This window comes from Streptosporangium sp. NBC_01639, from assembly GCF_045209755.1.
Taxonomy (GTDB): Bacteria; Actinomycetota; Actinomycetes; order Streptosporangiales; family Streptosporangiaceae; genus Streptosporangium.
In genome coordinates, this window is the sequence record NZ_CP109272.1 from 1,862,340 (window position 1) to 1,888,630 (window position 26,291).

The 26,291-nt window shown below is 69.9% G+C and carries 23 protein-coding genes; 13 read left to right on the forward strand and 10 right to left on the reverse strand.

The window, feature by feature from the left end; genetic code table 11:
- Positions 1-113 precede the first annotated feature (113 nt).
- Genes OHA77_RS08265 through OHA77_RS08275 form a run of 3 tightly spaced genes read left to right on the forward strand, consistent with a single transcriptional unit; the run spans position 114 to position 2,606 of the window.
- Positions 114-1,001, forward strand: coding sequence for a terpene synthase family protein (locus tag OHA77_RS08265; RefSeq protein ID WP_406317189.1), 888 nt, complete (start codon positions 114-116; stop codon positions 999-1,001).
- 34 nt (positions 1,002-1,035) lie between these two features.
- A complete protein-coding gene (locus tag OHA77_RS08270) occupies positions 1,036-1,575 on the forward strand; it encodes an EF-hand domain-containing protein (protein WP_406317191.1) in 540 nt (179 codons plus the stop codon).
- A 2-nt stretch (positions 1,576-1,577) separates the two neighbouring features.
- Complete coding sequence (locus tag OHA77_RS08275) at positions 1,578-2,606, forward strand: terpene synthase family protein (protein ID WP_406317193.1); 1,029 nt, start codon at positions 1,578-1,580, stop codon at positions 2,604-2,606.
- A gap of 19 nt (positions 2,607-2,625) precedes the next feature.
- Here the strand turns inward: OHA77_RS08275 and OHA77_RS08280 are convergent, their stop codons facing one another.
- Positions 2,626-3,603: a DUF5937 family protein gene (locus tag OHA77_RS08280; RefSeq protein WP_406317195.1), complete on the reverse strand. Its 978-nt coding sequence runs from the start codon at positions 3,601-3,603 to the stop codon at positions 2,626-2,628.
- 47 nt (positions 3,604-3,650) lie between these two features.
- Here OHA77_RS08280 and OHA77_RS08285 point away from each other — a divergent pair, with 47 nt between their 5' ends.
- The 7 genes from OHA77_RS08285 (at position 3,651) to OHA77_RS08315 (ending at position 13,143) form a co-directional block, all read left to right on the forward strand.
- Positions 3,651-4,862: an MDR family MFS transporter gene (locus tag OHA77_RS08285; RefSeq protein WP_406317197.1), complete on the forward strand. Its 1,212-nt coding sequence runs from the start codon at positions 3,651-3,653 to the stop codon at positions 4,860-4,862.
- 215 nt (positions 4,863-5,077) lie between these two features.
- Complete coding sequence (locus tag OHA77_RS08290; RefSeq protein ID WP_406317198.1) at positions 5,078-6,559, forward strand: BTAD domain-containing putative transcriptional regulator; 1,482 nt, start codon at positions 5,078-5,080, stop codon at positions 6,557-6,559.
- Positions 6,560-6,569: 10 nt separating this feature from the next.
- On the forward strand, positions 6,570-8,591 hold the full coding sequence (locus tag OHA77_RS08295) for a sensor histidine kinase (protein WP_406317200.1): 2,022 nt from the start codon (positions 6,570-6,572) through the stop codon (positions 8,589-8,591).
- A 193-nt stretch (positions 8,592-8,784) separates the two neighbouring features.
- Positions 8,785-9,387 (forward strand): TetR/AcrR family transcriptional regulator, encoded by a 603-nt coding sequence (locus OHA77_RS08300; RefSeq protein ID WP_406317202.1) that lies wholly within the window; start codon positions 8,785-8,787, stop codon positions 9,385-9,387.
- 160 nt (positions 9,388-9,547) lie between these two features.
- Positions 9,548-10,444, forward strand: coding sequence for a hypothetical protein (locus OHA77_RS08305; protein WP_406317204.1), 897 nt, complete (start codon positions 9,548-9,550; stop codon positions 10,442-10,444).
- 281 nt (positions 10,445-10,725) lie between these two features.
- The gene (locus tag OHA77_RS08310) at positions 10,726-12,510 is read left to right on the forward strand and encodes an NAD+ synthase (RefSeq protein WP_406317206.1); all 1,785 of its coding nucleotides are present in this window, start codon (positions 10,726-10,728) and stop codon (positions 12,508-12,510) included.
- An 87-nt stretch (positions 12,511-12,597) separates the two neighbouring features.
- On the forward strand, positions 12,598-13,143 hold the full coding sequence (locus tag OHA77_RS08315) for a hypothetical protein (protein WP_406317208.1): 546 nt from the start codon (positions 12,598-12,600) through the stop codon (positions 13,141-13,143).
- 233 nt (positions 13,144-13,376) lie between these two features.
- Here OHA77_RS08315 and OHA77_RS08320 read toward each other — a convergent pair whose 3' ends face one another.
- Entirely contained in the window at positions 13,377-15,134 is a 1,758-nt protein-coding gene (locus tag OHA77_RS08320; RefSeq protein ID WP_406317209.1) for a hypothetical protein, read from the reverse strand.
- A 276-nt stretch (positions 15,135-15,410) separates the two neighbouring features.
- On the opposite strand from OHA77_RS08320, the gene OHA77_RS08325 reads away from it, so the two are divergent.
- Complete coding sequence (locus OHA77_RS08325; protein WP_406317211.1) at positions 15,411-16,250, forward strand: Scr1 family TA system antitoxin-like transcriptional regulator; 840 nt, start codon at positions 15,411-15,413, stop codon at positions 16,248-16,250.
- Complete coding sequence (locus tag OHA77_RS08330) at positions 16,235-16,471, forward strand: DUF397 domain-containing protein (RefSeq protein WP_406317213.1); 237 nt, start codon at positions 16,235-16,237, stop codon at positions 16,469-16,471. The genes OHA77_RS08325 and OHA77_RS08330 overlap by 16 nt, the downstream gene beginning before the upstream one ends.
- Positions 16,472-17,157: 686 nt before the next feature.
- Here the strand turns inward: OHA77_RS08330 and OHA77_RS08335 are convergent.
- The 5 genes from OHA77_RS08335 to OHA77_RS08355 all read right to left on the reverse strand — a co-directional run bounded on the left by OHA77_RS08335 (position 17,158) and on the right by OHA77_RS08355 (position 21,763).
- The gene (locus OHA77_RS08335) at positions 17,158-17,583 is read right to left on the reverse strand and encodes a cytotoxic translational repressor of toxin-antitoxin stability system (RefSeq protein WP_406317214.1); all 426 of its coding nucleotides are present in this window, start codon (positions 17,581-17,583) and stop codon (positions 17,158-17,160) included.
- Entirely contained in the window at positions 17,580-17,996 is a 417-nt protein-coding gene (locus OHA77_RS08340) for a prevent-host-death protein (RefSeq protein WP_406317215.1), read from the reverse strand. The genes OHA77_RS08335 and OHA77_RS08340 overlap by 4 nt, the downstream gene beginning before the upstream one ends.
- A gap of 267 nt (positions 17,997-18,263) precedes the next feature.
- Positions 18,264-18,881 (reverse strand): TetR/AcrR family transcriptional regulator, encoded by a 618-nt coding sequence (locus tag OHA77_RS08345; RefSeq protein WP_406317216.1) that lies wholly within the window; start codon positions 18,879-18,881, stop codon positions 18,264-18,266.
- Between the two features lie 7 nt (positions 18,882-18,888).
- Entirely contained in the window at positions 18,889-20,451 is a 1,563-nt protein-coding gene (locus tag OHA77_RS08350; RefSeq protein WP_406317217.1) for an MFS transporter, read from the reverse strand.
- 106 nt (positions 20,452-20,557) lie between these two features.
- On the reverse strand, positions 20,558-21,763 hold the full coding sequence (locus tag OHA77_RS08355; protein WP_406317218.1) for an MFS transporter: 1,206 nt from the start codon (positions 21,761-21,763) through the stop codon (positions 20,558-20,560).
- A 162-nt stretch (positions 21,764-21,925) separates the two neighbouring features.
- Here OHA77_RS08355 and panB point away from each other — a divergent pair, with 162 nt between their 5' ends.
- Positions 21,926-22,771, forward strand: a complete 846-nt coding sequence (gene panB / locus OHA77_RS08360; protein ID WP_326821209.1) for a 3-methyl-2-oxobutanoate hydroxymethyltransferase — start codon at positions 21,926-21,928, stop codon at positions 22,769-22,771.
- 122 nt (positions 22,772-22,893) lie between these two features.
- Here panB and OHA77_RS08365 read toward each other — a convergent pair whose 3' ends face one another.
- From OHA77_RS08365 to OHA77_RS08375, 3 genes are read right to left on the reverse strand one after another with little or no spacing between them, the layout of a single operon-like run.
- Positions 22,894-23,805, reverse strand: coding sequence for a threonine/serine dehydratase (locus OHA77_RS08365; protein WP_406317221.1), 912 nt, complete (start codon positions 23,803-23,805; stop codon positions 22,894-22,896).
- 14 nt (positions 23,806-23,819) lie between these two features.
- On the reverse strand, positions 23,820-24,827 hold the full coding sequence (locus OHA77_RS08370; protein ID WP_406317223.1) for a DUF2278 family protein: 1,008 nt from the start codon (positions 24,825-24,827) through the stop codon (positions 23,820-23,822).
- A gap of 58 nt (positions 24,828-24,885) precedes the next feature.
- Positions 24,886-26,070: a trans-sulfuration enzyme family protein gene (locus tag OHA77_RS08375; protein ID WP_406317224.1), complete on the reverse strand. Its 1,185-nt coding sequence runs from the start codon at positions 26,068-26,070 to the stop codon at positions 24,886-24,888.
- Positions 26,071-26,291: the final 221 nt, after the last annotated feature.

Genomic DNA, 26,291 nt, shown 5'->3' on the forward strand with positions numbered 1-26,291 from the left:
CCCCCTCTCCCCCCGTCCGCGACCTGCCTTCGTCGCGCCTCCCCGGTCCTCACCCCGTCCCCTCTTACAGTGTGCGCCGGAGCCGCTGACGTGCCGTCCGGGGGGAAGAGACGATGCGCACCGAACACGACCGACCACCGAACGGGGCAATGCCGCACATCTCGTTCAGCGAACGGCTGGCGGCGATGACGGTCCCGTGCCCGGCCCACCCGTCGACCTACCAGATCGAGGCCGCGGTCATCGACTGGTCACGCGAGGCCGGCCTGGGCGCCGCCCCCGGGGTGGGCGCCCACCTGCTGGCCGGACGGGTGTTCGCCCGGTACGGCACAGGCCCGGCCACCCTGTTCGCGCGCTGGCTGACCTGGGCGTCCCATCTCCGGGAGAGCCCCTCGGCGTTCGCCGGGGTGATCGCCGTGGCCGCGGGCGGCGAACCGGGGGCGCCACTGGAGCGTGCCTTCGCCGACCTGTGGCGGACCCCCGCGCCCGGGGCGGGCGACGGGTGGCGCGAGCGCTTCCTGACCGGGCTGGCCGCACAGCACGCCGCGCTGCTCGACACCCGGACCCCGCCGGTCGGGGACTACCCGGCCCTGGGCCGGGCCGGGTTCGGGTCCTATCTGTTCGACCTGGTGGAGCCCTGCACGGGGGTGGAGGTGCCCGCACCGGTCCGGGAGAGCGCCCCGTGGCGGGCGGTCGCCGAGGCGAGCGGCGACGTGGCCGCCTGGTGTCACGACCTGATGGCCGGGAGCGGCTACCTGACCTCGGCCTCGGTCTCGCTGGGTCTGCACGGCGCGGCGGCCGAGCGGTGGGTGATCGACCGTGTGACGGCCCGGATGGAGGAGCTGTGGACCGCCGCCCGCGCGGTTCCCCCGGTCCTGGAACGGCACGGCCTCGGTCTCACCGCCTCCCGCGAGGTGACACAGGTCGTCTGTGCTTTCTTGACCATTCCCAGGGCTTACCTGGAGTGGCTCTTGGAATCATCCCGCTATCGTCACTTGCGGTAACCGTACGAGTTCTTTTAGTAATACGGGGGTCACGATGAGCACAGAGCTTCTCCATCACAAACTGGACCGCGCCTTCGCGCATATGGACGTGAACGGCAACGGGAAGATCGAACGCGACGACCTGCTCGGGCTCGGCGCCCGGATCCTGATCGGCTTCGGCGAGTCGCCGACCACACCCACCGGCAGCAGGCTCGTCCATGCCTTCGAGTCACTCTGGCAGACCCTGTCGGCCGGGATCGACGCCGACGGCGCGATCTCCCCGCAGGAGTTCCGCTCGGCCATGACCTCGGCGTTCGTCGAGGGCGACCGGTTCGACGCAGTGTTGCGGCCGGTGGCGGAGACGATCGCGGAGCTGTGCGACACCGATGGGGACGGGGCCGTCAGACCTGCCGGGTTCCGGGTCATGCTGACCGCCTTCGGTACGGCGCACGACGACGTGGACGCCGCCTTCGACCGGCTCGACCGGGATTACGACGGGAGCATTCCGGTCGGCGAGCTGGTCGAGGCGGTCCGGCAGTACTACACGAGCGCCGACCCGCACGCGGCCGGCAACTGGCTGTTCGGCCCGCTGTAGTGATGTTCACCGAGACGGCCCCCAGAGGAGCCGACGAGACGGGGGTACGGTCACCGCGGGAAGGCGGTCCCCCGACGGCCGCGGCCCTGCTGCTGCCTCTCGTCGGCCGGATACCCGCGATGGCCGCACCGTGTCGCATGCACCCCGCCGTCGAGCGGATCGAACTCTCCCTCGCCCGATGGGCCCGCGAGGTGGGCCTGGAACCACCCGAGGGGGCGAGGTTCGAGCGGATGGCCGGCCGGGCCTTCGCGGGGTTCGGCGTGGACGCGGCGCTGCTGTTCGCCAAGTGGCTGACCTGGCTGTTCCACTTCGACGACGAATGGGACGAGAAGCCCGCCGGGCACGCGACCGAGACCGTGGAGGCCACCTTCGCCCGCCTGGGGCGGCTGGCGGGTGCCGTACCGCCCCAGGCGGCGGGCGGCACCCCGGTCGAGGTGGCCTTCCAGGACCTCTGGCGGCTCACCGCCGGGCGGATGAGCACGCACTGGCGGGAGCGGTTCGCGCGGGGGCTGCGCGAGCAGGGGGCGGCCTGCCGTACGGAGGCGGACAACAGGCGCACCGGCCGGGTGCCCTCGATCGGGGAGTATCCGGCGCTCCGGCGGGGAACGGCCGGACCCTACCTGTTCGACCTGGTCGAACCGTGCCTGGGGGTGGAGGTGCCGCCGGCGCTGCGAGAGAGCCCGACCTGGCGGACGCTGGTGGACGCCTGCAACGACGTGACCGCGTGGTGCAACGACGTGGCGTCGTATCCCAAGGAGCGCGCGCACGGGGACGTGCACAACTACGTGACGGTCGCCGCCGACACGTTCGGGTTCGCCGACGCCGACGCCGTCGCGTGGGTGAACGACCGGATCGCCGAACGCGCCGGCGACCTGCGGGCCGCCGCCATACGGCTGCCGGAGATGTTCGACCGGTTCGGGATCCCGGCGGCGCAGGCGAGGGATCTCAGCAAGGTGGCGTGCGCGTTCCTCGCGGCTCCCCGGGCACAGCTGGAATGGCTCCTGGAGTCCAGCAGGTACGGCATGACGTGACCGCGCCTCCGCCGGCCCGTCAGGAAACGCAGGTCAGGGAGTCGCCCACCGGGGTGCGGCGGTAGACGACCTCGCGGCCGAGACGGCGACGGGTCACCAGGCCCCCGTCGGCCAGGACCGTCAGGTGCTGGCTGACCGCGCCGGGAGTGAGCTCCATTCGCCGGGCGAGCGCCGTGGTGGTCGCGGGGTCGGCCAGGGCGGTCAGGATCTGCGCCCGGGTACGGCCGAGCAGCGCGGCGAGGGCTCCGGGGGCGGGCGGCGGGCCCGAGGTCCACAGCGTGCCGACACCCGTCGCCGGGTAGAGGAGCATCGGCTGGTACGGCTCGACCATCACGGCCGTGTCCGGCCAGTAGAAGGCGGTCGGCACGAGCACCAGGCCGTCGCCGCCGATCGGCTCGGAGTAGTCCCAGGAGCGGGTGACGCTGAGCCGGTCGCCGCGCCAGCGCACGCTCGGGTGCAGGTCGGTGAAGAGCTCGCGGGCCCCGCCGACCGCGAGCTGCCGGGAGCGCCGGAGCACGTCGGCCTCCAGCAGGCCGTAGATCCGGGGCCAGAACTCGGCGAACGCCGCCTCCCAGTAGCGCTCCAGGGTGTCGGCGACCCGTGCCACGCCCGCCTCGGGGTCGGCCCTGAAGCGCTCGATGACGCGGGGGTCGGACCCGGTCACCCAGCCCGCCTCCTCGGCCGCTCGCGCGGGAGGAGTCCGCCGCACCCGGTCGAGGTCGGCGGCGAAGTCGGGGATCGGGGTCTGCGGCGTGGGGGTCAGGAAGTCGACGAGGTAGCCCCGGAGCGGGACCAGCGCGAACAGCTCCGCCAGTTCGGCGCCGTCGAGGCGGGGCCGAACCGCGCGCACCCAGGGCAGGTGGAGGGAGTGCCCGGCCGGATCGCGCAGCGCGCGCAGGCTGGCGACCAGCTCCCAGATGGGGGAGAACGCGAAGCGGATCCGGGCCACGTCGCCGGGGGTGAAGATCCATTCGACGCGACAGGACTTTTTAGGCACGGCTAAAAGGTTCGCGCACCGCCGGGCCTGTGTCCAACTCTGCTGCCATGACGAACGCCACCCTTGCCCGCCCCGGTTTCCTGCAGTCGAAGATCGGCGGTCTGCCCCCGGCATTCTGGGCATTGTGGACGGGCACGCTGGTGAACCGGGTGGGCATGATGGTCCAGCCGTTCATCGGCGTCTATCTGACCCAGATGCGCGGCATGTCCTACTCCGGCGCCGGCACGGTGATGGCGGTCTTCGGCGTCGGCTCGCTGCTGTCACAGATCATCGCCGGATGGCTGGCCGACCGGTTCGGCAGGCGGATCACGCTGACCGGCGGCATGGTCGCGACCGCGTTCATCATGGTGGCGCTCGGCTACAGCACCTCGCTCCCGGCGATCGTCGCCACCATGTTCCTGCTCGGTCTGAGCATGGACCTCTACCGGCCGGCGTCCAACGCCCTGGTGGCCGATCTGATCCCGCCCCAGGACCGGCCGCGCGCCTACGGCCTGATCTTCTGGGCGCTGAACCTGGGCTTCGCGGTGGCGATGGTCGCGGGTGGCTGGCTCGCCCAGGTCGGGTACGGCTGGATGTTCGGGGTCAACGCCGTCACTTCGCTGATCTTCGGCCTGCTGGTATGGCGGGCGGTGCCGGAGACGCTGCCGGCGCCCGGCTCACGGCCCCGCGGCCGGTTCGCCGACGTGCTCGGAGACCGGCTGATGGTCGCCTTCAGCCTGATCACCGTCGTCTCCACCGTGGCCTACACCCAGGCGTTCACGACCCTGCCGCTGGCGATGACCCACGCGGGTTTCACCACCGTCGACTACGGCCTGGTCATCGCCGTCAACGGCGTCCTGATCGTGATCGTCCAGCCGCTGACCGGCGCCTGGTTCGGCGGGCGCGACCACACCACGGTGCTCGCCGCCGGCTCGGCGGTGATCGGTGTGGGCTTCGCGCTGACCGCCTTCGTCTCCGATCTCACCGGATATGCGGCCTCGGTGGTCCTGTGGACGGCGGGCGAGATCGTCACCGCGGGCATCCCGGGCGCGATCGTGGCCGCGCTCGCCCCTCCTCACCTGCGCGGACGCTATGCCGGCATGTACGGCTTGGCGTGGTCGGGCGGGGCCCTGCTCGCCCCGTTGCTCGGCGCCGGACTGCTGGAGGTGAACCCGGCCGCGCTCTGGCTGACCATCGGCGCCGTCGATCTGGTGGCCGCCGCGGGACTGCTCGCGCTCGGCCCGGCGCTGCGCCGCCGTACGGCGTCGGTCCCGCGTTGAACGCTTGTTGATCGATCTGCGGTCCGCGCCCGTTACGGTCTCCTTGAGCAGGACGGAGCGGGGCCGGGGCGGCGGGCGGGCCGAGCCCGGTGTTTCCGATCTGTCGCGCGATGTGGAGCTCACAATCTGACAGCTGATGGTTTCTCACAGCTTGCGAACGATGGCGGGAATTGCGGTATGACGTACGACCAGGTGGCTCTACGCTTGCCCCCGAAATGCTGACATTTCATGCTCTAGGACCGTTCAAGGCGTGCCACGGCGACGTGACGCTCGACCTCGGCGGCCAACGCCAGATGGCGGTGCTGGCCCGGCTTCTGGTGGCGGGCGGTCGCGCCGTACCGGTAAGCGTGCTCATCGACGAGCTCTGGCCGGGAGAGCCCCCGGCCCAGGCGCTGTCGACCATCCAGGGCTACGTGTCGCGACTGCGGCGCGCCCTGGAACCCGGCCGCGCGCCCCGCGAGGAGGCGGAGGTGCTGGTCTCCGCCCCACCGGGATACGCGCTGCGCGCCGCCCCCGGCCAGGTGGACTGCTGGGCCTTCGAGAACGCGGTCAAGACGGAGGGCGGGCCGGCCGCCGTGTGGGGGCGGCTGGACGACGCTCTCGCCCTGTGGCGTGGACCCGCGCTGGCCGAGTTCGCCGATCTGCCCTGGGCGATGAGCGAGGCCGGGCGGCTGGAGGAGCTGCGGCTGATCGCGGTCGAGCGCCGCGCCGACGCGGGCCTGCTGCTCGGGCGCTCCAGCGCCCTGGTCGCCGACCTGGAGGCGCACGCCTCGGCCCATCCGCTGCGGGAGGAGGCCTGGCGGCTGCTCGCGCTGGCCCTCTACCACCGCGGCAGGCAGGGCGACGCGCTCGGCGCGCTCCGCCGGGCCAGGGGGGTGCTCCGCGACGAACTCGGTCTCGACCTCGGCGCCACCCTCCAGCGACTGGAGTCCGACATGCTGTCACAGGCCGCCCACCTGGACCCGCCCGCGGCGTCCGGGGAGACGGTCTTCGTGCGCACTGCCGAACGGCGGGCGGAGCGGACGGCGGCGCCGGCCGACCTGCGTGTCGTGGTGGCCGACGACCAGGCCCTGGTCCGCACCGGCCTGCGGGTCGTGCTGGACAACGAACCCGGCTTCCGCCTCGTGGCCGAGGCCGGGGACGGCGAGCAGGCGATCGCGGCCGTCCGGGAGACCTCACCCGACCTGGTCCTGATGGACATCCAGATGCCCCGGCTGGACGGCCTGACCGCCGCGCGGCGCATCCTCGCCGACCCGTCCCCGCCGAAGGTGATCATGATGACCACGTTCGGCACGGACGACAACCTCTATGCGGCGCTGCGGGCCGGGGTGAGCGGCTTCGTGCTCAAGACCTCGGCTCCCGAGCAGCTCATCACGGCGCTGCGTGCCGCGCAGGCCGGTGACGCGCTGATCGACCCGGCCGTCACCACCCGGCTGATCGCCTCCTTCGCCGGGCGTACCGACCCGCTGGCCCCGCCCGGCCTCGCCGGTCTCGGCGACGCCGAGCTGGACCTGATGAAGCTCGTCACCCGGGGGCTCACCAACCGGCAGATCGCCGTGACCCTGTCGGTCCCCGAGCGTGCGGTGGCACAGTCGGTGTCCCGGCTCCTGGACCACCTGGGACTGTTCGACCGGGCCCAGCTCGTCGTGGCGGCCTACGAGTCGGGGCTGGTCAGTCCGGGCGGCGTGGGCAGATAGCGATATCCAGATGACCCCCCTGCGTCCGGCCACGAGCGTCACACGTGACCTGCCGGCCTCCCCGCTGCGCCTGGCGATCGTCGCCGTGTCCGTCGGCGCGTTCGCGCTCACCGTGGCCGGGATCGTCATCACCGGCGGCCTGCCGTCCAGCTGGGTCTCCGACCCGCCCGCGACCCCCGATCACGCCGCCGGCCTGGCCTTCCCGCTGGTGGGCGCCTTCCTGCTGGTGCACCGCCCGCGTTCGGCCGCCGCCTGGGTGATGTACGTCGGCGGGATCGGCTGCGCCCTCAACATCTTCGGCTCCGCCATGATGCTCCGCGCCGGCGCCGACGGCGCGCTGGCGACGGCCGGCCACTACCGCTACGTCGGCGGACTCGGCTGGATCGTGGGCGGCACCCTGCTGGCGATCATGCTCCCGCTGTACTCCCCCGACGGGCGGCTGCCCTCCCGGCGCTGGCGGCCGATGGTGGCCGCGGCGGCCCTGGTCATGGTGGCCGAGGCGGCCCGGCTCGTCGTGCGCCCGACACCGCCCGCCGAGAACTACCCGCTGCCCCGGATCATCCCCAATCCGCTCGCGATCGAGGCGCTCAGCCCCTACCACGCCACGATCCAGGACTCCCTGGCGCTGCTGATCAATGTTCTCGCGGTCCTGTCGCTGCTCTCCCTGGCCCTGCGCGCCCACCGGGCCGACCCCACCACCCGCCGCCAGATCGCCTGGCCGCTGACCTCGTTCGCCCTCTACATCGTCTGCCTGCTGGCCGGGGAGAGCTGGTGGCTGGCGGGCACGATCGCGACCGGGCTGATCCCCGTCGCCATCGCCTTCTCGATGCTGCGCTACCGGCTGTACGGCATCGACACCGTGGTCAGCCGGGCCTTCGTGGCCGCCGGGCTGATCGCCGCGGTCAGCGCGGTCTACTTCGGGGCCGGTGCGCTCGCCGGGCTGACCCTGTCCGGATACGACCGGATCGGCGGCCTGGCGGCGGCGCTGTTCGCCGGGGCGGTCTTCCACCCGCTGCGCCGGCTGCTGCGGCGCTGGGTCGACCGGCTCATGTACGGCACGCACGGCGACCCGCGGGCCCTCGCCGCCCGGCTGGCCCAGGAGGTCGGCGAGGCGGAGCCCGCCAACGCGCTCGCCGCCACGGCCGCCGTGATCCGTGAGGGGCTGGGCGTCACCGGCGTCGCGGTCGAGGTGAACGACCCGGGGACCAGGCGGGTGGAGATCGGCCTGCTGGACCCGGCTCCGCGCGCGGTGCCGCTGATCTGGCACGGCGAACCGGTCGGGCGGCTGCTGCTCGGCTCGCCCGGCCCCCGCAGGTTCGCCGCCGCCCACAACGACCGGCTGATCGCGGTGGTCACCCCGTACATGGCGGACGTGGTGCACGCCGTACGGATGACCGCCGACCTGCAGCGCTCCCGCGAGCGCATCCTCACCGCCCGCGAGGAGGAGCGGCGCCGGCTGCGCCGGGACCTGCACGACGGGCTCGGCCACGCCCTGACCGACATGGCGATGTCGATCAACATGGCCAGGATCAACCTGCGTTCCGCCCCCGCCTCGGCCGACCGGCTCCTGGCCGAGCTGCGCACCGGCATGGACGCGGTCGGCCAGGAGATCAGGGAACTGGTGTACGGCCTGCGCCCGCCGACCCTGGACGAGCTCGGCCTGGCGGAAGCCGTACGGGCGCTGGCCGTCGAGGGCGATCCGCAGGTGGCCGTGGAGACCGAAGGAGACCTGTCCGATCTCCCCGCCGCCGCCGAGGTGGCCGCCTACCGGATCGCGCAGGAGGGGCTCACCAACATCCGCAAGCACGCGCGGGCCCGTTCGGCGACGGTGTCGCTGCGGCGCGGCGAATCACTGGTGGTCCGGGTCCAGGACGACGGCCACGGGCTGCGGACGGGGTCGCGCTCCGGCGTGGGCCTGCTGTCCATGCGCGAGCGCGCCGCCGAACTCGGCGGGACGTGTGTGATCGGCGAGGCCCCGGGCGGTGGCACGCTGGTGGAGGCCGTCCTGCCGATCCCGGTCGGCCGGATCTGACGCCGGTCGTGGCCGATCGACGCGGCCCGGTCCGTTCAATCCGGTCCGTTCAATCCGGTCCGTTCAATCCGGTCCGTTCAATCCGGTCCGTTCAATGCGGCCCGGTCCGTCGCGCGCACCGGCTTGCGCCAGGAAACCTAGATACCCTAGGTTATATCCTAGGAAGGCAAGCTTTTCGCTGCGGAGGTGCCGGATGGCTCGTGCGGGGTTGACGGCCGATCGCGTGACGGAGGCGGCCGCGGATCTGGCGGACGCCGTCGGGTTCGAGAATGTCACGATCTCCGCACTGGCACGGGGCTTCGGGGTCGCGGACGCGAGCATCTACTCTCACGTCAAAAACGTTCAGGACCTCCGGACCCGGGTCGCGCTGCGCGCGGCGGGCGAACTCAGCGACCGCGTCACCTCGGCGATAGCGGGCCGGTCCGGCAAGGACGCCCTGGCCGCGTTCGCCGGCGCCTACCGGGAGTTCGCGCTGGCCCACCCCGGCCGATACGCGGCGACCCAGATCCGGCTCGACCCCGCCGTCGTCGCCAAGGCCGCGGCGGCCCTGCGGGGCAACGAGACCACCTCTTCGCTGCTGCGCGCGTACGGCCTGGTCGAACCGGACCTGACCGACGCGGTGCGCCTGCTCCGCAGCACCTTTCACGGGTTCACCAGTCTTGAGGCCGCCGGGGGGTTCGGTCACCCGCGCGACCTCCAGGCGTCCTGGGACAGGATCATCGACGCTCTCGACGGCACGCTGAGACACTGGCCCGCGTCGGATGCCCGAACGGACCGCGACCCGGCCGGGGTCTGACCGCCCGCGACCTCCCATGACGCCGGTGAACGGACCGCGAACCCGCCGGGATCTGACTGCCCGCGACCTCCCATGACCCGGTGATCGGCCCGAGCTGTGAACCTTTCCGGTCGCTCAGGTCTCTAACTATCCGTTTGAGGAACTGACCTGAGGAGATCGTATGAAGCACTGGGCCATAGCCGTCGGCACCGCACTGGCCGTGTCCACCGCCGCCGTCGCAACCCCCGCCCTGGCCTCGTCGCGGACGGCGCCGGTCACCGGCGCCGTCTACTTCGGCTACCAGGGCAGCAAGATCGAGGTGTTGACCCACCGGGGTGGCTGGACCTCTCTGGCCGTCGGCGGCGGAGCCTTCTCCGGGCAGTTCTCCGCGGCGCCCGACGGAAAGCGCGTCGCCTGGATCGACGAGAAGAGCCGCCTGCACGTCAAGTCCGCGAGCGGGGATAAAGTGATCGCCAGGGACGCCGCCTACGGCAGTCCCTGCTTGACCCCCGCCTGGACCGCCGACGGCAGGAGGATCGCCTACCCGAAGAAGGGCACCGCGACGGCCACGACCGTGATCGTGGTCGGCGCCGACGGCAGGAACGTGGTCGACTCCGGCAAGACCGTCGGCATCTGCCACCTGACCTGGTCGGCCGACGGCAGGACGCTCGCCGGGTACGCCGGGGACACCCGTGGCGTCCACCTGCTGGACACCCGGTCCCGCGTCTCCCGCAAGGCTCTCGGAATCAAGCTCGCCAACCACGTGGAGAGCCTGTCCCCCGACAGCCGCCGGGTCGTGGTGAACGCGATCAGCGCGAACGACCCCGCCGGCGACGGCTCCTGGTCCACGTCGTTCACCCCGTCGATCTACGACACCAAGACGGGTAAGAAGATCACCATCCCGGTCGGAGGCACCCTGCTGGGCGCCCGCTACCTGCGCGACGGCCGGCTCGCGGTCCGGGTCAAGGGCGGGACCGCCAACACGCTGGTGATCCTCAATGCCTCCGGCAAGGAGCTCCAGCGCGTGGCCGAGCCCACCAAGGCCAGGAAACTCGGTCTGCTCGGCGTGCTCGGCTGACTCGCCACCGGGATTCTCGGCCGGCTCCTCACCGGGGTTCTCGGTTGACGCCCCGCCGAGGTTCTCGGCCGGCTCCCCGCCAGGGTGCTCAGCTGACTCCTCGCCGGGATTCTTGACCGGCTCCCCGCCGGAGTTCTCGGCCGGATCGCCACCGGAAGGCCCCGGGGCGTGGAACGCCGCTCGGCAGGCCTCCGCGGAGGCGGGGAAGGGAGACCCCGCCCCCGCGGAGGGCCGATCACCCGTGAGCGGGCACGTCCGCCGACGGGAATAGGGTGGAGCACGTGGCTCAACTCCGTATCGCTCTGGCCCAGACCGATCCCGTAGTCGGTGACCTGGCGGCAAACGCCGACAAGCTCGTCGAGTGGACCCGGCGCGCCGCCGACCGCGGCGCGCATCTGGTGGTGTTCACCGAGATGTTCCTGACCGGGTATCCAGTCGAGGACCTGGTGCTGCGTAGCTCATTCGTGGAAGCCTCGATCACCGCGGTCGGGGCCCTCGCCCGGCGGCTGGCCGACGAGGGGCTCGGTGAGATCCCGGTGGTCGTCGGCTACGTGGACCGGGCGGACCTGGCTCCGCGGGTGGGGCAGCCCAAGGGCTCCCCGCTCGACGCGGCCGCGCTGCTCCACCGGGGCCAGGTGGTCACCAAGACCGCCAAGCACCACCTGCCGAACTACGGCGTCTTCGACGAATACCGCTACTTCGTACGCGGGGACCGACTGCCGATCTTCCGGCTGCACGGAGTCGACGTGGCGATCGCGGTCTGCGAGGACCTGTGGCAGGAGGGCGGGCCGGTCGCGGTGGTGGCCGAGGCGGGAGCCGGGCTGCTGGTGGTGCCGAACGCCTCGCCGTACGAGAAGGAGAAGGACGACGTACGGCTCGCCCTCGTCTCCCGCCGGGCACAGGAGGCGGGCTGCGCCCTGGCCTACGTCAACCAGGTGGGCGGCCAGGACGAGCTGGTCTTCGACGGCGACTCGATCATCGTCTCGGCCTCCGGTGAGCTGGTCTCGCGGGCCGCGCAGTTCACCGAGGAGCTGCTGATCACCGATCTGGAGCTACCCGAGGCCAGGTTCGGCGGTCTCGGCACCTTCCAGGTGGACGCCGGGGACGGGACCGTCATCACGGTGGAGCGGATGGAGCTGTCGGCCTTCCCGGTGGAGCCGTACGCCCCGGAGACCCCCTCGGTCGCCCCGCACCTCGACGACAGCGCCGAGGTCTACTCCGCGCTGGTCCTCGCGGTCCGCGACTACGTGGCCAAGAACGGCTTCGAGTCGGTCATCCTGGGCCTGTCCGGCGGAATCGACTCCGCCCTGACCGCCACGATCGCCTCCGACGCGATCGGCCCCGACCGGGTGCACGCGGTCCTGATGCCCTCGCGCTACTCCTCGGAGCACTCCCTGGAGGACGCCTGGGAGCTGGTCCGCCGGCAGGGGATCAACGCCCAGGTGGTGGCGATCGCCGACATCGTGGACGGTTTCGAGAAGGAGATCGAGCTGTCCGGCCTGGCGGCGGAGAACCTCCAGGCCCGGGTGCGCGGCATGATCCTGATGGGCCTGTCCAACCAGCACGGGCACCTGGTGCTCACCACCGGCAACAAGAGCGAGCTGGCCACCGGCTACTCCACCCTCTACGGCGACTCCGCGGGTGGTTTCGCCCCCATCAAGGACGTGCTGAAGACCCAGGTCTGGAAGCTGTCGCGGTGGCGCAACGCCCAGGCGGGCATCTCGGGTGCGTTCCTGCACGGCTTCACGGCACCGCCGATCCCGGAGAACTCCATCGAGAAGGAGCCCAGCGCCGAGCTCCGCCCCGACCAGCGCGACACCGACTCCCTGCCGGAGTACGACGTACTGGACCGTCTCTTGGACGACTACGTCGAAAAGGACATGGGCTCCGCCGAGTTGATCGCCGTCGGCCACGACCCCGCCCTGGTCGCCCGCGTCATCCGCCTGGTCGACCTCGCCGAGTACAAGCGCCGCCAATATCCTCCGGGCCCCAAGATCACCCCCAAGAACTTCGGCCGTGACCGCCGCCTGCCCATCACCAACCGCTGGCGCGAGACGACCGCCTGATCTTCTGAGATCTTGATTTTCTGAGACCAAGACCGTTTCCGGCCAGTGGGCTCCCCTGGCAGGGAAACGATCAGTACAGTCGGCAGGGTGCGTCGTGTCGTGGGATGTGCCCTGCTGGTAGTGCTGCTGGCCGCAGGCTGTACGAGCGGCGGCCCGACTCTCGACGAGGCCGCCCAGGTGCTGGCTGCGGACGCCAAGAAACTTGAGTCCTCCTATTCGATGGCTGGCAAGAAAACCGTCGACAAGACCGGCGAAGGGAACGATGACGCCGCGGGCTGTCCAGGGGGCACCGCAACTCGCTCCTACCAATTCAGCGGAAGCTTCGACGAAAGCGGTCAAATGACCCCCGCCGAGCAAGCCGAACGAGCCGATCTGGCCAGCGATCCCCTGCAGAGCAATCTTGTAGGACTGGGTTATGAGATTGATCGCAGCGCGAGCTGGGCACGCCCCGGTCGCAGTTCTGTTGTTCTCCACAAGAAGGACCCTGGAATTACTTTCATCCTTCTTATACAGGATTCCGCCCCGAACATAGAGATCATTGGTAAAACCGACTGCCTTCCGAGCGAAAGCCGATCAGAGAGGAACTCGCAAAAGACGGGCTCGTTCCCGGAGCTGCAAAGCGGACTTCCTTAGGCTACGTGCAGCCGCCTGACACTGTTCTGCAAGTCGGATCACATCCGATCGCCTTCGCATAGCATCTTGCTCAAAACGCTGAGCGGCAGCTCCCGTCCAGACCGGACCATCGTCGGCCGAATCGGTCTTGGCACGATCGAGAAGATTTTCCAGGCTCTTCATGTAGCCTTCGAAGCGGTCAGCGAGCAACTCCTTCTCCTCCGCTTGGCGGAGCAAGTTGGCTGGTTCCACCATTATCCTCCGCGCGCTTCGAGTGCCGAACTAAGAACCGGAGTAAGCTGCCCAGAAAAGATTGCCTTTAGCTGATCCAAGTCCGTTCGACTGAGGGGTGAGCGCCCGTGGCTCTGACGGGAGGCATTGAAGGCAGACACCTGAGCATCGACCAGAACCTCAACCAGATCCGAGGCATCTCCCGGCCTTTCGCCATCGAGATAGCTCTCGACCGTATCTTTCAAGGGGTTCTTCTGACTCAAGTCGAGCGCTTTTCCAAAAAAGGTTTCTCTCACTACGCCGTCGATGAATTTACCACTCACTCCTGCAGTGAGCACGTCCAGAGGGAGCACCAGAAGCTCCACAATTGCCTTATCGGCATCATCGGCAGACAGATCAGCTTCATGCAGTCCACTAAAAAGAAGCGATGCCAGCGCCCCCACCGTCACCACCTTTCCGTAGAAGCGATCACGCTGTCCCTGCCTGGCATATTCAGTAGGAGCATCACCAAAAGGATGGTCTTTCCCCAAATCGATATTTCGCAGGAAGTCCCCATAACCCTTTTTGAGCGGCACCAGCACTTCAGGACTCTGCAGCAGACCCCCAATAAAACCGACGACCGCATCAGACTTGAGTCCCTCCCATTCAGCACTTGACGCCGTCTTCACAGAATCGCGATCTCTCCGCCATACAGCGATGAGGTCGGGAAAATACTGTGAGATGTGTGTGGCGAGCACCCGGCCGACCGGGGATGGATCCTTCAGTGCGGGCCAGAAGTTCTTTCTGCTGTAGAGGTCGATGATGTTGAGCCAGGCGTCACGGCGAAGGACGGCGTCTCCCGCCCCGGGGGCCAGCGCCCTGTCCAGGGCCGTGGCCAGCAGGTCTTCGAAATCCGTGCCCGGGAGGCCGTTCACCACCTCGGGGCGTAGCAGCAGCGCCGCGTTGTCGCCGGTGGTGAGGAATCTCTGGGTCGTCCCGACGTCCTGGCTCAGCGCTTTGACCAGCCAGTAGGTGTTCCAGTCTTTCCCGCTGTCGCGGTTTCCGCCGTACTGGAGCACCTTGGCTCCGGCCTGCAGGACGAACTCGCGTGACTGGCGGGCCAGGCCCAGAAGTGCGGCCATGCCGCCGATCGGGAGATCCCCCAGCGCATGGTCCCGCAGGTCCTTGGGGAGGGTGCCCGCCGCGTCGGCCGACGCGAACGCCTCGGCCAGCGGCTTCAGGTCCTTTCCCGCCTCCTTCAGGTTGTCGGGGCTGTAGCCGCGCGGGTCGTTCTGGTTGCGCGCGCTCACCGTGGCGAAGACGGCGCCGAAGGCCGTGGCGCCCAGCGTGGTCAGCAGTCCGGTCGAATATGCCGGGTCGGCGGCTCTCCCCCGCCCCTCCCGGAGCGTCGCCTGGACCTTCTCCCAGTTCTTGACGCCGGGGTCCTTGAGGTAGTCCCGCCAGGCCGCCAGGGCCTGTTCCCCGGCGAGCGTCCCGGCGGCGCGGGCCGACGAAGCGTCACCGAAGGGCAGCTCGGCCGTCGTGAGGCCGCCCTGGGCCGTGGTCTTCTCGACGCGCTCGATCGTCTGCACCCGCCAGGTCAGGTCCCGCTGCGCCTCGGAGAGGAAGCGTCCGACGTTGTCGAGCACCTCCGCGCCGGGACCGGCCGGCCAGTCCGGCCCCGCCTCGGCGATGGAGGCCGACAGCGACGGCCGGAGCGTCTTGGCGCGCTGCACGGCATCGCCCATGGAGCTGATGAGGCGCCGCGCACCGGCCGGATCAATGCCGACAAACTCCGCCAACTCGCCTGGCCTCCTCGGGGAGAGACGCCGGAACAACAGAGCCTCAACATATTATCCCCGATTCTCAACAGTCGAAGGTGTTAATAGGAAGGGCCTGGCGGACGGCGGGGAAATATGCGCCCCCGAACCGATCGATCATGAACCAGAAACACTTTTCGCCGCATTTTGGAGATGCGCTTTCCATCGCCGCAACGAGCCATTACTTTTCGTAGTTGACTGATTACGACAGCTGCGGCGGGCTCCCTGAGCGGGTCCGGCGCGGGAAAGGAGTCCGCGATGCCCCCCGCGCGTGAACCCGAGGGCGAGGCCAGTCCCCTCGCCTTCTTCGCCACCGAGCTTCGCCGCCTGCGCGAACAGGCCGGATGGTCACAGGGCCGGCTCGGCCAGGAGATCTCCTATTCGAACGGCCTGATCAGCATGGTCGAGACGGCCCGGCGCATCCCGTCGCTGGATTTCGCCGAACGGTGCGACCAGGCGCTCGACACCGACGGCACGCTCGTCCGGATCTGGCCGATGCTGGCCTACGGCGCCCTTCCGTCGCGGTTCCGCCCGTGGGTGGACATCGAGCGGCAGGCCCACACGCTGCGGGGCTGGCACCCCTTGCTGGTTCCGGGACTCCTGCAGACTCCCGGCTACGCCCGCACGATCCTGCAGGCCGATCCCGGGGTGACCGACGAGCGGGTCGAGGAGCTTCTCACCGCCCGGCTGGAGCGCCAGAAGATGCTGGCGAGCACCGCCCCTCCGCTGCTGTGGACCGTGCTCGACGAGGGGGTCCTGCGGCGCAGTATCGGCGGGCCGGAGGTCATGCGGGACCAGCTCGCCGCCCTGCTGGCCGTGTCGGAGCGCAGGCAGGTCTCCGTACAGGTCCTGTCGAGAGAGTCGGGGGCCACCGGAGGCGCGATCGCGGGTCTGGAAGGGGGATTCCTCATTGCGGGCATCGAGGGCAGCCTGGATAGTGTATTCGTGGAGTCCGCCGCCGTAGGGCACGTCACGGACCATCCGCGCGACGTGGCGGTGATCTGCAAGCGATACGAGTCGATCCGCTCGGCGGCCCTGCCCGCGCGGGCCAGCGCCGACCTCATAGCGAAGGTGATGACGGAATGGCAGCAGATCTGACCGGCGCGACCTGGCGCAAGTCCTCGCGCAGCGGCTCCAGCGGCGGCGAGTGCGTCGAGGTGGCCGTCGTGGACGCTCCCGGCACCGGTCACAAGGCGGACCTCGGCTCCCTCCACGTGCTCCGCGACTCCAAGGACCCCGACGGGGCGAAACTGTTCTTCACCCAGGCCGAGTGGGACGCCTTCGTCGCCGGAGTGAAGCTCGGCGAGTTCGACGACTGACGGTCTCACACCTGGCACCCGTCCTCGCCGGGCCGGGTGCCCGTCATTCATCCTGAAAACACGGCCCCGGCGTTCATGGGATCTATCCGATTAGGGATCGTTGATCGGATGCCGTAAACGGCGAAGGCGGCCTCATGGACGAGGAAACAATGACGCGGGCATAGGCAATGTCGGCAAGCCCGCCCCTCCTCCCTCATTACGGTGGTCGGCCCTGCACTGGTCGGAGAGGAACGCGTCAGCTACGGCGACCGGCCCTGAACGGCCCCGCACGGATCGCTTCAGCGTCAGCGAGATCCATGGGCGGCCGGAAAGCAAGCAACTACGGTCCGCACGCCGTACGGCGAGACAGCCTGGCGCGGAGGTGGGTGGGTGTTCCGGCCGGCTTGTAAAAAACCGTAACCACCGCGCCCGTCAGGCCGGAGGCCTGAAAAACGAGACGGCGACTGCGACGGCCGGCCGGAACACCCACCCACCGCAGCGCGCACGGCGAAAACCGGAACACCCACCCACCGCAGCGCGCACAGCGAAACCCCCGACCACACAGCGAACCCCGCGAACACCCCAGAGCCCCGACATTCATGCCATCTGATCAATCCAACGAACCGGGATACAGCGAATCAACCCCGGGGCCCTAATCCTGAAAGGGGCGAAGCATGTAGCGAGAATGGTCAGCAACCTCGCCGAGATCACACCCCGTCAGACCAGAAGGCCTGCAGCCGAGCGATGGCCGCTTCCCTTGTCATCTTCGCGACCTCTGCCTCGGAGAGGCCGACTCTCATGATCAGCAGGTGGACGAGGTCGGCGGGGAGCGTCTCCGCCGGAATGATCGGTATGCCCCGGTCCGGCTTTCGACCTTCCTTCACGCATCTCCAGAACTCCTCCTCGGTGACGTGGAGCTGGTCACGGAGGATGTGGATCCAGAGGCTGCGGCCGTAGGAGGTGCGGTCGGGCGGATGGGAAATCCGGGTCCGCAGGATCCGGCCGTCCGGAAGATGTAGTTCGTAGGTTACGTGATGGGTCCCCGAACGGCCACGTGCGTCGCGGACCCTGGTCCACCCCTCTGACAGACAGAATTTCTCGTGGTCCTCTCTGGCTGCCGGGGGCCAGGTCACGACGCCTGTCCTGTGAGCCAGCGACGGAGCTCACCATCGTCGCTAAGGGTGATCAGCTGAACCAGGCCCCAGTTGTCCCGATGGTTGGGCGCGTCGAGGAGATGATCCTGCCAATCCTCGGCATAGTCGCGGAGAGCGTCGACCATCTCATCGATCGCCGTGTCAAAGGTGGGACCGTCCGCCGCCACCGGCAGCCCGGGGATGAACACGGACCAGCCGCCGTCCTCGGGCACCACCTCGGCTCGGGACGGAGTCACCATGGCCAGGAAATCCCTTAGACGCCCAACATCGACGACCACCGCTCTGGCCGTGTCCCGGCGAAGAGTAGCGGTCTGACCGCGTTCGGCCGCGTCCAGAAGATCCTTCAGATGGGCACGTGCCTCGGTGTAACTGTCGTAATGCAGAGATGTCACAGGGCCTCCCGAACCGATTGTCCATCTCTATCTAAAGTACGTCAAGTACGTCAAGTACGTCGCCTTCATCCTGGCGCGCTGCGCCCGCGAGGATGGCGGATGACACCACTTGAGGCCGTTTCCGAAATGCGAGAACCCCGGCAGGTGGCTGCCGGGGTTCTCAGCAAGGTTCACGGTGGTTTCACCCGCAGCGGGACGATGAGCGGGAGGGTAGGAGGCCCTTTCCCGGAGGCACCCACACCTCAGCCCCAGGACACGCGGAGGACTTCAGCGGGGGGCGAGGCCGGCCAGGAGTTCGTCGACGATCCGCTCGGCGATGTCGTCCGGAAGCTCGGCGTCCTCGCCGAATCTCAGGCTCCGGGCGTACCACATCATGGTGCCGATCAGGGTCGACATGGCGATGGGCACGTCGAGGTCCGAGCGGAGCTCGCCTGTCGCGATGCCCCGGCGGAGCAACTCGGTCATCGCCGCCCTGCGCGGCTCGATCGAGGCCTGGCGGACCCGCTCCGCGAGGCGCGGGTGCCGCTCGGCGTCGTTCATCACGATGCTCAGGACGCACCGGCTGCGCGCGTCGCACGCGTCATGGCGGACGACCTCAAGGTAGGCGATCAGATCCTCGCGGACCGACCCGCCGCCCAGCTTCGGCAGAGGCGACTTGAGCTTGGCCATCGCGTCGACGAACAGGTCCTCCTTGTTGGACCAGCGCCGATAGATCGTGGTCTTGCCCACCCCGGCCCGGGCCGCGATCGCCTCGATCGACAGCTCGCCGAGGCCGATGCCCTCGCCTATCAGGTCGAGGGTGGCGTCAATGATCGCCTTCTCTGCCCGGGCGCTGCGGGGGCGGCCCGCCGGGCGGGCCGCCTGCGTCTCATCCGTCGTCGTCATAGCGTGTCTACACTACTGCCGGTTCCTTGTCGTGATCCGCGCGTTCGGCGGGAGCGGCCAGAACCTGCTTGCCGGGCATCCACCTGAGCGCCACCAGGGCGCCGAGCAGTGCGATCACCGCCGACACCAGGGCGGTGACGTGCATGCCTTCGATGAATGCCTGCTTGGCGGGTGCGATCAGCGCCGCGCCGCGCTCGCCGAGACTGCCCGCCACGCCGAGCGTGCCGGTCAGGGACTCGCCCGCGACGTGCCGGAGCTGGTCGGTCAGGCCGGTCAGCGCGGGGGCGATCTCGTCGCGATAGGTCGCCGAGAGCAGCGAGCCCAGCAGGGCGACGCCGAGGGCGCCCGCGAGCTGGCGGACGGTGTTGCTCATGGCCGAGCCCACACCGGCCTTCTCCCGGGGCAGCGACTCCATGATGGCGGTGGTCGCGGGCGGCATGATGTTGGCCATCGCCGCGCCCTGGACGAAGAAGACGATCTCGATCACCAGGACGGAGGTGTTCTGGTCCATCAGTGCGTAACTGCCCAGTGCGGCGGCCACGATGACCATGCTCACCGTGCTGGCCAGCTTGCCGCCGAAGCGCTTGGTGATCTGCTGGCTGAGCGGGGCGAAGATGAGCTGGGCGGCGGCGAACGGGATCATCAGCGCGCCGGCCTGCAGCGCGCTGAAGCCCAGCACGATCTGCAGATAGAAGACCAGGAAGAACATCGCGCCCATCATCGCGAAGAACACGACGCCGATCATGCCGACCGCGGTGGCGAAGCGGGCGTCACGGAAGTAGGTGACGTCGAAGGCCGGGTGGTCGATGCGGCGCTCGTACCAGACGAAGCCGGCCAGCACGGCCACGCCCAGGAGGGTCGGGACCAGCACCTGGGCGCTGGCGACGGTGGCCAGCTCCCCGCCCCGGATGATGCCGTAGGTGATGGCCACCAGGCCCACGATGGACAGCAGCACGCCGACCGGGTCGAGCTTGGACGGCTTGGGGTCACGCGACTCGGGCACGACCATGCCGATGAGCACCAGGCCGATCAGCACGATCGGCAGGTTGATCAGGAAGACCGAGCCCCACCAGAAGTGCTCGATGAGCAGGCCGCCGGTGATCGGGCCGATCGCCACGGCGAGGCCGACGCCGCCGGCCCAGACGCCGATCGCCTTGCCGCGCTCCTGGGGCGGGAAGACGTTGGAGATGATCGCCAGCGTGGCCGGCATGATCGCGGCGCCGCCGATCCCCATGAACGCGCGGGCCACGATGAGCTGCCCCGGGTCCTGGGCGTAGGCACTGGCCAGCGAGGCGAGCCCGAAGAGCACCATCCCGACGAGCAGCATGCGCTTGCGGCCGGTCCGGTCACCGATGACCCCGAAGGTGAACAGCAGACCGGCGAAGACGAGCGTGTAGGAGTTGATCGCCCATTCCAGCTGGCTCTGGGTGGCGCCCAGGCCCTCGCCCGGGTCGGCGATCGTTTTCAGTGCGACGTTGAGGATGGTGTTGTCGAGCACGACGGCAAGAAGGCTGAAGACCAGCACTCCCAGGATCTGCCACCGTCTCGGATGTCCGAGCTGCTGTTCCATGAGTCCCCGTTTTCGATACGGCAAAGTTTCGCAACGCAACCGTAGCGCTTCGATTTTCGATACGCAACAGTGTCGTTTCGTATTTACATGCCGTTCACACGGGACATCAGGCGGCGGCCGCCATCGGCTGCTCCATCGGTTGCTCCATCGGCGACGGGATCCGGCGCCAGAACGGCAGGGCGATCAGCACCATCGTCACGCTGACCAGCCCCGCGACAGCGAAGGCCCAGCCGGGACCGGCACCGTCGATGACCGCTCCGGCGATCGGCGAGGAGACCGCGCCGCCGATGAGCAGCGCCGTACCGTGCAGGCCCATCGCCTCGCCCCGAGCCCCCGCCGGGACCCAGCGGCTGAGGGCCTCGACCGTGGACGACAGCCCGGGGGCGCACAGCACCCCCGACGGGACGAGCGCCACGATCACCCATCGCCAGTCACCGCCCACCAGTCCCACCGGGATGGTGAGCAGGCCCATCCCACCGATCAGGACCAGCGGCGAGAAGCCCTTCGACAGGCCTCCGTACACGAAACCGCCGACCAGCGAGCAGACGCACCAGAGTCCGATGGCCAGTCCGGTCCACTCGGTCTCCCCGGAGTGATCCATCACCGCCACCAGCGCGAGCTCGGTCGCGGTCAGCACGAAGGTGGCCGCGGCGGCGGTGCCGAGCAGCGTGAGGAGGCCGGGGGTGAGCCACTGCCGCCTCAGGACCTTCTCCGCCGGAGCCTCCAGCTCCTCGGCCGAGCGGGTCGGCGGGTTCAGCAGGATCAGAGCCACGCCGGAACAGGTGAGACCGGCCGCGACGACGCACATCGTCCACGTGCTGCCGAGCATGGTGCTCCCGAGGACGCCGAGGGCCGGGCCGGCCATGTAGGACAGCTCGACCATTATCGAGTCGAGGGAGAACCCGATCCTGCGCTGCTCCACCGGGACCAGCGCGGCCAGGCACTGCCTGATCACGCTGAACACCGGCAGGGCCAGCAGCCCGGCGACCACCGCGGCGACCAGCAGCACGGGGTACGGCAGCGCCCAGGCCGAAGACCAGAAGGCGAGCTGCGCGACGCCGGTCACCAGCAGCACCGGACGGAGGCCGTGCCGGTCGACGAACCGCCCGGCCAGCGGCGATCCGACCGCCATCCCCACCGTGGTGGCCGTACCGACCGCCCCTGCCGCCAGCCAGCTCAGACCGAGGCTGCGGATGTGCAGCGTCAGCGTGATGCCCGTCGCCGTGGACGGGATCCGGGCGAGCAGGCCCACCAGCATCAACGTCCGCACGCCCGGAAGGGTGAGCAGGCGACGGTAAGGTTCTATAGCCATTGTGATTGCTTACCTCCGCATGCATTGTGGCGTATGGCACCGACAGTTCCGCCACTGGATTACCTGCGGGGCCGGGGGTGTTTAACACGTCGCACGCGTGCAATCATCGGAAACGTCCGGGGACGCCACTGGGGCGCCTCGAGACTCTTCTGGAGGGTTCTCATGTCCTCTTCTGTCACCAGCCGGTCGACCGCTCTCTACGGCGGCCAGGCAGGACGAAGGATCACCGTCCGCGACATCGCCGCCGCCAAGGAGCGCGGGGAGAAGTGGCCGATGGTCACCGCGTATGACGCGATGACCGCCAGGGTCTTCGACGAGGCCGGCATCCCGGTGCTGCTCGTCGGCGACTCGGCCGCCATGGTCGTGTACGGCTACGACTCGACGCTGCCGGTCTCGGTGGACGACCTCATGCCGCTGACGGCCGCCGTGGTGCGCGGCTCGTCCCGCGCGCTGGTGGTCGCCGACCTGCCGTTCGGCTCCTACCAGTCCTCACCGCAGCAGGCGCTGGAGACGGCCGCCCGCTTCATGAAGGAGGCCGGTGCCCACGCGGTCAAGCTGGAGGGCGGCCGGCGCGTGCTCCCCCAGGTCGAGGCGCTGGTCTCGGCCGGCATCCCCGTCATGGCCCACCTCGGCCTGACCCCCCAGTCGGTCAACGCCTTCGGCGGCTACCGGGTGCAGGGCCGCGGTCAGTCCGGGGACGAGCTGATGTCGGACGCCAAGGACCTGGAGTACGCCGGGGCCTTCTCCGTGGTCCTGGAGTGCGTCCCCGCCGACCTCGCGGAACGGGTCACCACGTCCCTGTCGATCCCCACCGTCGGCATCGGCGCGGGCCCGGCCACCGACGCGCAGGTCCTGGTCTGGCAGGATCTGATGGGCCTGACCGCCCAGCCCGCCAAGTTCGTCAAGAAGTACTCCGACCTGGCCGGGGAGATGGACCGGGCCGTCCGTGCCTTCGCCGACGAGGTGACGGCCGGAGCCTTCCCGGCCCCCGAGCACAGCTACCGCTGACCCACCCCCGAGTACGGCCGCCGCCGACGCGTCACCGACCGCCGCCCTCGCGCTCCTGGAAGTCCAGGCCGCGCGGGGGCGGTGCGCGCAGGGACCGCGGGCCGGCGTGGAAGGGAAGCCGCTCAGACCAGTGTCGCCGGATCGGTGTTGGCGCCGCAGACGACCACGGCCACCCGCTCTCCGGGCGCCGGGGTGTAGGCGCCCGAACGCAGGGCGGCGAAGGCCGTGGCTCCCGCGTGCTCGGCGGCGATCCGGTAGAACCGCCACATCTCCCGCCGGGCCTCGACGATGGCCTCGTCGGAGACCAGGACGCTCTGGACTCCCGCGGCGGCGGTGACGTCATAGGCGATCGCGCCGATCCGGCTGGCGCCCAGGGCGTCCGCCCCCACACCGCTGACCCCCACCGGCACCGGGCCTCCGGCCTCCAGCGCCCGATTCAGGGTCGGGATGAGCTCGGGCTCGACCGCGACCACGTGTGCCCGGCCGTCGACGGCGGCGGCGATCCCGGCGACCAGTCCACCGCCGCCGACCGCCACCAGGATCGTGTCCACTCCCCCGGTCTGCTCCAGCACCTCCAGCCCGACGGTGCCCTGCCCGGCGATCACCTCGACCTGGTCGTAGGCGTGGATCTCCAGGGCGCCGCTCTCGGCCGCCCGCTTGGCCGACGCCTCGTACGCCTCGGCGTAGATGGCACCGGTCTGGGTCACCCGCGCGCCCAGTGCCCGCAGTCCGGCGACCTTGACCGGGCTGGACACCTCCGGCACGAAGATCTCGGCCCTGACGCCGAGGGTCCGCGCCACGTACGCCACCGCCAGGCCGTGGTTGCCGCCGCTCGCCGCGATCACCCCCGCCTCGGGGAGCGGCCCCGCGGCCAGCACACGGTTGAAGCCACCCCGGACCTTGAACGATCCGGCGTGCTGCATCCCCTCCAGCTTCAGCACCAGCCCGGACGACACCTCCAGCACCGGAGTACGGCGGGCGTACCCGGCGATCCGTTCAGCGGCCTCGCGCACGTCCTCGACAGACACGCTCATGTACGGATCCCCCCTCAGAAGGTGACCGTCCAGCCTTCCCGGCGGCCCTGCGCCGTAGTGTAGGAGACTCCGTGGACCTTGAGTCCGGCGGCATCGAGCACGGTGATCGCTCCTCCCCCGTTGCCGAGTGCGAACGGGGCCGCGACGGCGATCGTGAGCGTGGTGCCGGGGGCCAGCGGGCCGGGCGGCAGCGGGAAGGTGTTCTTCTGCTGGTCGGCCAGCCGCCAGCCGGTGAGGTCGACCGGATCCGGCGAGGCGTTGATCACCAGGACGCTCTCCGGCTCGGGGGCGGGACCGGCGGGGTTGACCAGTGCCGCGAGGACGCGGACGGGCTCCTCTCCGGCGCCCGGCCGTACGGGGGCGCCGTCCAGGGTGTGCCCGGTGGCGTCGTCGGTGTGCCAGCTCTGGGACTGGAAGGCCAGGAAGATCGCGACCCAGCGCGGTTCGGCGGGGAAGTACAGCAGCAGGCCGCCGTCCTGCCACACGCCGTCGTCGCCGCGGAAGCGCCCGGAGTTCCCCTGGTTCATGTGGATGTCGTGCACGCCGTTGCCCGGCCGGAACCCGAAGACCTTGTCGGGGGTCGCCGGTTCGGGGCCCCAGCGCTCACCGAAGGCGTAGACGATCGCGCCCGGATCGGCGATCGCCCGCTGGACGTAGTGGTCGAGCCGGTCGGCCAGGTCGTTGTCCACGCCCGGCAGGTCGGGCGGGAGGGGCCGCACGGCCGCGGGGTCGAACAGGTTGCCCCGGATGTAGTCGAGGGCGGCGCCGCCGGAACGGGACGGCAGTGCCGTCCAGCCGGCGGCGGTCCGGGGCAGGCCCTGGGTCACCGGGTGCCGGAAGTCGTCGACGACGAGCTGGAGCAGATCAGACGGGATCTCCTGGGACTCGACGTTGACCGCGACGCGGTAGGAGGTGCCCGCCTGGTCGGTGAGGTGGATCTGGTAGTGCGGAGTGTCGGCCCCGCCCTCGCGCCGGCTCGCGACGGCCCGTCCGGCGAGAACCCCGTAGCTCTTCAGCGGCATTGCTCCACCTTCCGAAAAGAACGACTTTCCGGACTACACAGTCGCATTCCGCGAAAAATCAGGAAAGCGCCTGGGCGAAATCCGCCCACAGATCCTCGATGTGTTCGATGCCGACCGCGACCCGGATCGTGCCCTCCCCGATCCCGTGCCGGGCGAGCTCCTCGGCCGTCAGCGAGCGGTGGGAGGTGGTCGCCGGATGCAGGATCAGCGTCTCCACGCCGCCGAGCGACGGGGCCAGCAGCGCCAGCCGTACCGCGCTCATGAACCGCTCCCCCGCCGCACGCCCGCCGGCCAGGTCGAAGGAGAACACCCCGCCGAAGTCCGGCAGCAGCTTGGTGGCCAGCTCGTGCGAGGGGTGTGAGGGCAGGCCCGGCCAGTGCACGGCCGACACCGCCGGGTGGCCGTCCAGGCGGGTCGCCAGCTCGCGGGTGTTGAAGCAGTGGCGCTCCATCCGCAGTGGCAGGGTCTGGATGCCCCGCAGGGTGAGCCAGGCGGCGAACGGGTCGGCCGTGGCACCCAGCTCGACCGCGAAATGCCACACCTTCCGGTAGAGCTCCTCGGAGGCGAAGACCGCGATGCCGCCGAGCACGTCGGTGTGCCCGCTCAGATACTTGGTGGTGGAGTGGACGACGATGTCGGCGCCGTGCTCCAGCGGGCGGCACAGGATCGGCGAGGCGAAGGTGTTGTCCACCACCGAGATCAGCCCCTTCTCCCGGGCCACCGCGCACATCCCCGGCAGGTCGGCGACCTGGGTGACCGGATTGGCGATGGTCTCCAGATAGACCAGCCTGGTCTCCGGCCGTACGGCCGCGCGCAGCGCCGCCGGGTCGTCCTCGGGCACGTAGGAGACCGAGATCTGGAACCGCCCGGCCAGGTCGTTGATCATCGCGGCGGTGCCGCCGTAGAGCGGTTTCTGCGCGATCAGGTGGTCTCCGGGCTTGAGCAGGCCGAGCAGCACGGAGTTGATGGCCCCCATACCCGAACCGGTGGCGACGGCGCCCACCCCGCCCTCCAGTCCGGCGACGGCCTCCTCCAGCGAACGCACGGTGGGGTTCGACAGCCGCCCGTAGACGAAGGCGCCGTCGGGACGGCCCATCCCGTCGGCGAAGACGGCCGGATCGTCGAAGACGAAACCCGAGGTCTGGTACAACGGCACCGCGATGGGGCGACTGCCGTGGAGCTGCGGCTGCGGAAGGTGGACGGTGCGGGTCTCCGGACGGAGTTCACTGGGCTCGCTGGACATGAGAACCGAGTCTAGCCACCGCCTCCGAGCGGGCAGATGGCGGAGTGGTCATCGCCGGGTCATGGAAAAGCCCAGGTGAGGTGGGGTCCGCGACTGATCCCACGGCGACGGTCCCGGGGCCCGCGCTGAGCGACGGTCCGGAAGGCCTGCGCCACGCGACCTTCTCGGAAGGCCGCGCCGCATCACCGTCCCGGGAGCCCACACCGCACGACCGTCCCGGA